The sequence below is a fragment of the Fluviicola sp. genome, from assembly GCF_030151805.1.
Taxonomy (GTDB): Bacteria; Bacteroidota; Bacteroidia; order Flavobacteriales_D; family Crocinitomicaceae; genus Fluviicola.
Map to the genome: position 1 here is coordinate 1 of NZ_JASLCN010000192.1, position 5,482 is coordinate 5,482.

The window sequence follows — 5,482 nt, forward strand, 5'->3', positions numbered from 1 at the left end:
CGAATGAAACATAAATTCCAGGTGTTTCGGACAAATGATGTCATAATCCACTTTGTTTTTGTCTACATTGGATTGGAGGTAAAGAGAAGAACCCGTTAAGGTTGGTTCTTCACTGATGTAATGCAGGTATTCGATGTAACTTCCTTTTTCCAATCCTTCCAAAGCGAAATAACGGTACTCCACATTCCCGTTTTCATCTTTTGATTCCTGGATATCGGATTCCTTCAGGTTGATGATTTTTCCGTCCGGTTTGATCACGCGTGCTTTTTGTTTCAAAACGGTTGATCCGGGTTTATTGGAAATATACACCTTGTTATTGTTTTCAATTCCCGCATCGGTATTGATCAGTTCAATGCTGTGAACCAGCACCATCTGGTAAAATCCGTTGTTGTATTCCGTGAATTCGATGCTTCGTTTTTCAAAAAGCATGATTTCATCTTCCAACTTGTCTTTTTCCGACACTTCCAATTTTTCAGGAGTGCTTTTCCAGTCGTAGTTGATGTAAACCGGCGACTGAGCAATAGAATAGCTTGTTGCTACAAAAGCTATGATTCCAAGGATAAGGTGTTTCATGTTATTTTTTGCGTTTAAGTTCGATCGTTTCGGAGATTGCTTTTTTCTTCTGTGCAATGAATTTGTTCCATTCCGCAAACTGGCCTGGCTCCAGGATTAAGAATTTCAATGCAATATCCAGCGTCATAATAATTTTAGAACCTTTTTGTTCGTATTTCACATCAAAATCAACGATGTCTGAATGGAAAGAAGCCGAAGCAGGAAGGTGGCTCACAACATAATTCTGAGGAATTTCCAGTTCAACCACATATTTATCGGCTGATTGGTGATCCAGTTCAAAAGGTGCGATCCGGGTTTCCTTCAACTCATTTTGATACGTAATGTTCTTGTTCAGGATCATGTTGATGTAAATCGCATCATCCAGGTTGGTACAATAATTTTTACAGGTCCAGTCAAAATTCATGATTCCGGTTGTGTCTCTTTTCAACACATTCTGCATACTTCCGTTCGTCACAATGAAGGAATTGTTTCCGCGTTGATTGATACTTGTCAAAAACTTATTCAGGTCTTTTGCAAGTACGTCTTTTGCGTAATTCCCGATTAAAGTGTGGTAATATCCGTCGATTTTCGTGAACGATTTCCCAACCAGGTCTTTTCCATCAATTTTAATGCTTGAAAAATCGTAAACGGTAGAATATTGCTCGTCTCTGACCGGAATATTCGCCAATTCATATTCCGTAGGACTGATATGCAAAAGCGCTTCTTTTCCCTGGATAAAACCGGTTGACGCATTCATGGTCTGGAACGAATTGGTGGCATCGAGAAAATAGTATTTTCCGTCTTCCTTGTAAGTGGTGATCATGTGATTATCACACATTCCGCTGGGGAATTCACTGTATTTAAAAGGAAGGTCGCGGGAACCAACCCAGGTTAAATAACTTGGAATGTTTACGGCTTTCAGCATGGAATAAATCAGGGAAGCCATGTCTTTGCAATCTCCGTAGCGTTTGTCGACAACGAGGTTTGGCTGGCGCGGAACAAATCCGCCCATTCCTTCTTCGAAAGCAATGTATTTTACATGATCCTGCACCCAGTAATAAATGGCGCGTACCTTATCCAGGTTTGTAGACAAATTGCGCGTAATCGAATCTGCAATCCGTGTAATTTCCGGACTTGGTTTTTCGTTTTCCACTTCCGCTACATTCGGAGCGTAATTGGTGTGCAGATCCGTCAGACTTCCGCCAACGTTTACTTTTTGACCTTTGTAATTGTAGTAAGCGATCTGAGCCAGGATCTGAGGCGCGTAATACCGGATATTCGGTGAGTTCTCTTCCGTTTTCAGTAGCAATGCATTTTCACAGCTGTAAGTGGTTGTCCGGATATTTTTAGAGATGGTTTCCTCTTTTTTCAGTTTGATTTTATCCGTATTGTATTCTTTCAATAACAGGTGAATGGAGGTGTCCGAAACGATCCTGAAAGTCGGATTTTCTGTCGGGGTGAAATCAAAAAAGACAAATCCGAACGGAAAATCATTTTCTGTCATCGTAATATCATAGGAAAGATGACGCAACGCTCCTTCGATCAATCCCGGAAATACGATTACCGTTTCCTTGCTGTCGTCGTGAAAAATTCCCCTGTCAGCTTCGGCATCCCGGGTAAACATTTTGTTTGAAACCACTTTTTTCGACTTCGTCTCCACGGGAACCATCGAATAAGCTTCAATATTCGATACGGCTTCAAAAGAAGTGAAATCGATGGCGTATTCGGAAAGCATGTTTGCCCCGTTTTTGTCGATAATCAGATCTTCGTACTCGTAATGATAAACCAAAGTCGGTTTTCCTTTTACATACTTGATAGTTACAGTGCGCTCATTCTTGGTTTGAACGATGTGATTCCCCGGATATTTCGCTTTGTAGGTAGCCAGAATCTCATTCGTCTGACCTTGAGAAAGGAACGAAAAGCACAGGAAGTAAACGAAAAGAATGAATCCTTTAGAATTTTTGAATCTTGACAGCAACATCTCCATAATATGTAATAATTCGGGTTAATTTTCCTTCCGCATTGTATTCCTTCGCTTCACCATGCAGTTCTCCGAAACGATAGTTTGCCTCGTAAACCAAAACCCCCGCATTGTTGTATTCCATGAGTTTTCCGTGCAATTCCCCTTTCAGGTAGTTTGCATCTTTGGTTTTCTTTCCAAGTTCGTTGTACTCCAGTGACTTTCCGTGTTGTTCTCCGTGTAAGTAATCTTCATCTTCCCAAACTTTTCCGTTTTCGTGATAGGTGATGTAATGTCCTTCGATCAATCCGTTTTTGCGGGTATGTTCCATGGATTTCTTCCCGGTTTTGTAATAACACGCTACTTTCATTTCGTTACCGACCAATTCTACCGGTTTCACCGTTTTTCCTTCTGCGTTCAGGTAAGAGTAGGAAGTGAAAATTCCGTAGTTGTAGTAGCGAATCATCATTAAGGAACCATTTACATCGAAGTATTTGACTTCTCCGTGTCTTTTGTCGTCCAGGTTTTCCCCGCTGATTACCACTTTTCCGTTTTCGCTGTAATACGTGAATTTCCCCTGACGGTCTCCGTTTACGTAGGTGATCTCGGATTCAATCGTTCCGTTATCGTGGTAGTTTTTATCGACTCCGTCAATGTTTGCGTTAACGTATTTTGTTTCACGCGTTAGTTTTCCGTCTGTGTTGTACCACTTCCAGGTTCCGTCACGCTCTCCGTTTTTATAGTTTCCTTCACACGTTAAGATGTTATTGATCGTAAACCACTTGAAGTTTCCGTCTGCAGAACCATTCTTGTAATTCCCGATAAACTTCACGTAGGTGTTTGTAGGATCTTTCAATTGGATTTCGCCATTGTATTCACCCATCTGGCTCAGGATGTTTTCCGTCGTATCAAATTGCGTGTGGGCAATGATGCGTCCGTTATCGTATTCATCCATTCCGTCCAATTTGCCTTCTACGTCATATGAAATCTGGTAGCCTTGTTTCGTTCCCTGAACATAGAAGTTCTTATAACTGAAACTACCGTCTGAATAGTATCCGATCCATTGGTTGTCATAATCTCCGTCAGTGTAGTAACCTTCCGAAACCAAATCTCCGAAGATGTTGAATGTTTGGAATAGTCCGTCTCTTCTTCCGTTGTTTACAACGCTGAAGCTTTCCAATTGACCGTTGGAGAAGTATTCCTTCAACGTATCCGTCAATTTTCCGTCCTTGTATTTTTCAAGCGTTGTCAGGTTTCCGTATTTGTCGTAATACTTCCATTCTCCAACTCGTTGATCGTCTACGATTTGCCCTTCAACAGATTTTTTTCCATCCGGGTAGGAGCGGATGTAATCAATTTTCTTTCCTTTTTTCGTGGCAAGAACTTTAGCCGTTCCCGCTTTGTCATAGTATGTAATGGATTTTAATTCTCCTTTGGAAAATTCCATTTCTTCATATTTCTTTCCGTCCAGGTCATATTGAATGCTGACACCGTTTTGTTTTCCGGATTCATCTAAAAGCATGGATCCTGACATTGCTCCGTTGGAGTAATATTCTTCAAACTTACCTACTTCGTTCCCGTTTTTGTAGGTTCCTTTTTTCTCTACTTTTCCGTCGTAGAAATACGTTACATACTCACCGTCGTATTTCCCGTTCACATAGTTGTATTGAGAAGCAAGCTGTCCGTTCGAATGGTATCTTTTGCGAACACCATGAATATTGTCGTTTACCAGCTGGAATTCGTCGTCTTTCACGCCGTTTGAATTGTAAGAAGTATAACTTCCTTCTCCAAGTCCCATTTTGTAGGTCATTTCTACCGACAACTGACCATTTGTATAATACGTTCTGTATAAACCATTTTTCTTACCATCCTTCACGAAATACTTTTCTTTGACAGTTCCGTTACGGTATAAGTAAGTCACAGTATCTTGTTCCAGGTCTTTGATCATTTTGTATTTCAGGTAAGGTTCGCCGCTGAAATAGTAGGAATACTGAATTTTTTCATCCGGATTGGAAGTGAATTCAACTCTACGGGTAATGTTACCGTCAAAATCATTGTATATTTCCCAGGTTCCGATCGGTTTTTCGTTTTCACCGAACTGGGCAAGCATTTTCAATAAACCGTTGCGGTGATAGATGTAGTAATTTCCAATAGGCTTCTTTTGAGCACTTTGTTTTCCGATTCCTTCCAGATGGCTGGATTTGTAATCGACGGAAACCCATTGTTTTGTGCCTTCGAATTCCATGAACTGATCGGAAGTAGCTTCTTTGTATGCCGTTTTTGACCAATCGTAGAAAGCTTTGATTTTTGAAATTCTCGGTTTGATCGCTGATTGAATATCCTGACTGTCGAAAGAAGTCAAAGGAACCATGCAGAACTGATCAATCATTTTTGCCTTCCAGATCTTCTCGAAGAACGGCATGTAATGCTGATTCCAGAAATCCATGTTCGATTTATCGTAGCTGTTGTTTTTCAGGAACAAATGCAATTGTTTTCCGTATGCAGTCGGAATGGAGAATTTTGCTTTGTAATTGTCCTGCAGCGCAATTTTATTCTCGAAAAGCAGGTTGTAATCTTCGTAATTGTCTGGTCCGAACAAATCTTTGATATTCTTTGGTTCTTTTTCAAAAGATCCGTTTGAAATGCGCTCAATAATACCGACAATTCCGGGTGTTCTTGAGTCATCCGGATTCAACCAGGTAAAAGTAAGTAAGGACAATAATGCCTGATCGTACAATCCTTCGTTTGCAGCCAATAAACCAAGGGCTAAATGACTGTTTCCGTGATACACGTTGCTTTGGATGGCCTGCATGTAATCACTGATTGCCTCTTTGTATTTTTTTTGATTGGCGTAGGTGATTCCTCTGTTGTAAAGTAAGTTGTGTTGATACGGATATATTTTGAGTCCTTCGTTATAGACGCGGATTGCTTCTTCCGGCTTTTTGTTCATATCGTAGCAATTTCCAAGTG

3 protein-coding genes are annotated in these 5,482 nt (G+C 40.6%); all 3 read right to left on the reverse strand.

From position 1 onward, the window contains the following. Nucleotides 1-573: DUF3857 domain-containing protein (locus tag Q1V93_RS07200; RefSeq protein ID WP_300663234.1), on the reverse strand; the 573-nt coding region annotated here is incomplete at its 3' end. Between the two features lies 1 nt (nt 574). Further along, nucleotides 575-2,533: a DUF3857 domain-containing protein gene (locus Q1V93_RS07205; protein WP_300663236.1), complete on the reverse strand. Its 1,959-nt coding sequence runs from the start codon at nt 2,531-2,533 to the stop codon at nt 575-577. Further along, a partial coding sequence (locus tag Q1V93_RS07210) for a hypothetical protein (protein ID WP_300663238.1) occupies nt 2,505-5,482 on the reverse strand: 2,978 nt, incomplete at its 5' end. The genes Q1V93_RS07205 and Q1V93_RS07210, both read right to left, overlap by 29 nt.